This is a genomic window from Paenibacillus sp. 01T422 (assembly GCF_056398785.1).
Genome location: NZ_JBFTQB010000737.1, coordinates 1 through 3,366, shown reverse-complemented (window position 1 = coordinate 3,366; position 3,366 = coordinate 1). Strand labels below are relative to the sequence as shown.

General features: G+C 40.9%; 5 protein-coding genes and 2 pseudogenes. 3 read left to right on the top strand and 4 right to left on the bottom strand.

Features of this window, described 5'->3' with window-relative positions; genetic code table 11:
- Window positions 1-273: pseudogene (locus AC1DUA_RS30160) on the bottom strand (sigma-70 family RNA polymerase sigma factor); the annotation flags it as partial.
- Between the two features lie 231 nt (window positions 274-504).
- On the opposite strand from AC1DUA_RS30160, the gene AC1DUA_RS30155 reads away from it, so the two are divergent.
- The 3 genes from AC1DUA_RS30155 (at window position 505) to AC1DUA_RS30145 (ending at window position 1,757) form a co-directional block, all read left to right on the top strand.
- Window positions 505-777, top strand: coding sequence for a hypothetical protein (locus AC1DUA_RS30155; RefSeq protein WP_477503250.1), 273 nt, complete (start codon window positions 505-507; stop codon window positions 775-777).
- A gap of 170 nt (window positions 778-947) precedes the next feature.
- A complete protein-coding gene (locus tag AC1DUA_RS30150; protein WP_315951522.1) occupies window positions 948-1,106 on the top strand; it encodes a hypothetical protein in 159 nt (52 codons plus the stop codon).
- 390 nt (window positions 1,107-1,496) lie between these two features.
- On the top strand, window positions 1,497-1,757 hold the full coding sequence (locus tag AC1DUA_RS30145) for a hypothetical protein (protein WP_477503249.1): 261 nt from the start codon (window positions 1,497-1,499) through the stop codon (window positions 1,755-1,757).
- Between the two features lie 81 nt (window positions 1,758-1,838).
- Here AC1DUA_RS30145 and AC1DUA_RS30140 read toward each other — a convergent pair whose 3' ends face one another.
- The 3 genes and pseudogenes from AC1DUA_RS30140 to AC1DUA_RS30130 form a co-directional block, all read right to left on the bottom strand.
- Window positions 1,839-2,192, bottom strand: coding sequence for a hypothetical protein (locus tag AC1DUA_RS30140; RefSeq protein WP_477503248.1), 354 nt, complete (start codon window positions 2,190-2,192; stop codon window positions 1,839-1,841).
- 17 nt (window positions 2,193-2,209) lie between these two features.
- Window positions 2,210-3,130 carry a hypothetical protein gene (locus AC1DUA_RS30135; RefSeq protein WP_477503247.1) on the bottom strand — a complete coding sequence of 307 codons (921 nt, stop codon included), beginning with the start codon at window positions 3,128-3,130 and terminating at the stop codon, window positions 2,210-2,212.
- A 3-nt stretch (window positions 3,131-3,133) separates the two neighbouring features.
- Window positions 3,134-3,366: pseudogene (locus AC1DUA_RS30130) on the bottom strand (hypothetical protein); the annotation flags it as partial.

Here is a 3,366-nt window from a genome sequence, read left to right as displayed (position 1 = left end):
CTCCCGTTGATACGCTGCCCGCCGCTCAATTCCCCTCTTATTCCCTGGGCGGCGCCCGCTGTCCAGCCATTCAATCGTCCACTCACAATCAGCAACCATCTCATTAATAATTCTTCGATCAGCCTGCAGCATTGAAAGCTCATCTTGTTTACAAACAATACTTTCATCTTCTTGCTGTTCAATTTCTTTAATCTTAATCGCTTTCTCAGCAGCCAGCCTTCTAAGCATGGCAGCTGTTTGTTTGTATCCATCAGATAAGTCATTGCTTCCCATTCCCTCACACCTCCGCAGTGTGTTAATATAGGTTATAGGAACATATGTTTGATCCCCCGTGATTCTTGCTAGGAGTCGGGGGATCTTTTTATTTTTCCTCATGAGCTGACCTTGAAATCAGACTTCTTATTAAATTCGCTTCTTTGAGATGTCCAGCATAATATTATTCCAATTGTTAACATATGATCTGTAGAGTTACCTTTAAACTTACCGTTAGGAGAGTGATGCAATATGAAATCCCTTAAAACAAAAGTATTTTTACTTCTTGCAAGTTCTAGTTTAATGCTTCCGAGCGCCATTAATGCCGCAACCGAGACTGTAAATACACCAGCTCACACGTATAAGAATGGCATTATTCACACTTTAGTCCATGGCATTTATGTACCTGGCAACTATATAAATGTTGATGAAAATACAGTTGCTGCATATATCCCCGGAGGGGTGGGAGTAATTGTAGTCGATAAGGATGCTGTTTTACCAGAAGGTTCCAAAATCTTAAAATAGATAAAACAAGTTAATTTTGAGCATCGGGTCTTCACTCGATGCTCAATTTATGTTTCTCCTCAATTTTCTGTTTCAGTCGGTGTTCACTAATGTCCATCACTTTTTTTAGAGGTGAATAAATTCCGTGAAATTGTATAATATAACGCTAATAATTCTAAGGAGTGATATTTTTGAAAGATACGGCTACTGCTGAAAATGATGAACCTACAATCGCCCCAGGTATGAACACGCACGACCCACTTGAAGAGAAAGCTACTGAAGAGGAAATTGATAGAGGGGACACAACTTCAGTAACTCGTCTATATTTGGATCGTACACCGGAAGACTAAGTGGATATATGGAGGACAAGTTCATGAGATGTATCTACTGTGACAATGTGAAGCAAATAAAAGGGAAAAAAAGTATGTGCTTTATTTGTAGTGCTATCACCGAAAACCGATAACAGTTTTATCTTTGAGCGATATTTTAGGCTTTTAAATTTTGATCACAATTGTTAAATTATGGAATATATTGTAATCGTGTCAACCCTCATCCTTTTCACCACTTCATCGGTCTGTACGATGGGGTGGTTTTTTTATGTCTTTCAGTTGTGATTCTTGTTAGGAGTCGGGGGATCATTCTTTTAAATTGTTCAAAAACGCCCAAATAGATAAAGTCAAGCATCCAACTATCACAATTCTACATAGGTTGATGTATCAAAATTTGGAGGAGATTGCTAAATGAGTTACAATCAAAATCTAAATCAACAACAACATCACCAGCAACACTACCAACAAAATCCTCATCAACTACATCACCATCACCACTTCCATCACGTGATTATTCATCCAGGTCAACATCCCCATCATCAAACCCCAATGCCGTATCATGGAATGCACCAAGGTCAATGGCATGGTCAACAGGGCGGATGGCAAGGAATGCCTTATCCAGGTCAACATCAAGGCGGTAATTGGCAAGGTGGACGCGACGATAATCAATAAAATAGCTTAGTAAGATTGATGTGTGTTATATTGACTAATCCTCTGYGATCCCAAAATATTACACGCAGAGGATTTTCCTTATTAGTTTACTTTCAGCAAAATTTCATTTTTTAGCTGTTTGTATGTTTCAATCAACTCCGGATCACCGCGTTCAAACAATACATCTTCATTCGCAGCTCCGTATACATGACAAAGTGTTTTTACTGCTTCCTCTGCTTGCTCCAGTGTTGGTTCTGTATTTTCAACAAGTGCAAAGTACCGATTGAGCGAAGCAAATGCAGACATACTATCAATCGGTTTGATTATCTGTTCATCTTCTACCGAATCAGTATCAATCTCAGCATCCGGAACACCTGCCGGCCGCTCTTCCTCTATTCGTAGTGCAACACCATATTCATTTCTTTTAACCCATAAAAGTTCTTGTTTCCATTTCATATCTTAACCCTCCCTTTTTATGCGGCTCCGCTCTCTCCATCTAATACAGATTTAATACGCTTCTTGTACTCGCTCCAATCTGCAGATAACTTACTTGAACTTATTTTCAATGACTGTGCGATCTCCATCCATGTCTCACCATTACGCTTGCGAGTAAGAAGCTCTTTAAAGTCATATGGTAAATCTTCAAATGCTGGGCCATCTCCACCTAAAATAAAGTTCTCCAGCTCATCTTTGCCAATTTGATTGCTCTTCCCATCCTTACCCGAATCAGGCTCTTGTGTACCTTGATCCTTAGGTTCAGTAAACTCAACTACATCATCCTTAGAACCTTCAGCAGCCGTCATCTCAGGCTTCTCCACAAAAGTCTCAACTTGCCCCCGCCTCCAGTCATCCCACTTCGCAGCAAGCGGAGCTACTCTCTTACGGTACTCGTCCAACATCACTGAGAGTTCACCCAATGTAATATTTAAATCAGCAGCAATCTTGGCATATCCTGTACCATCATAAAAACGTTTAAGAATTGATGTGAAGTCTAATGTTAAGTCCTCATGCTGCGGAGCAAGACCGCTGCGGATAAACTCATCTATTAGTTTACGATCGACTTCTTCGGTTTCTTCTTTCGTCGGTACTTTTTCGGCCGGAAGTCCAAGATCCATTTCAGCTTGTTCACCTTCTGACTTCACTTCGGATACAACTCCACTTACATCAACTTGATATTCACGAACCGGCTTGTTCGTCCTGGCATTGAGTGTAACGTTGTACTCCACAACCAGGCTGTCCAAGGAAAACCGAACGTTTTTCTCGATCATCTTACGTAGATGGAAATAATCCTCTCTGTTCTCCAAATCCTCGGTAACTTCAATTTGAATGAGAAGCTTTCCACCCTTCTTCATATTCGCGTTCACAAGAACACCTTCAGCTTCGATGTAGRCCATGTGCTATCTCCCTCTCACTTTCTTAATGACATCTCTTTGAAAAGCTTTCAGTTTTACTGTTTCTTTAATGGCCCTAGCGATTTGCGCCAGGATAAAAGCATCCCGGACATTGTCGCTGCCGTTTCTAAATCCCCAGAGCTCATAGATCGGAATAATAAGATCTTCTTTGGAGCAGTTCCCCTTGCAGCCGGCGAAGTTCTTAAGCTGCCCTGTAGCAACCTCGATGTAGGTAATGC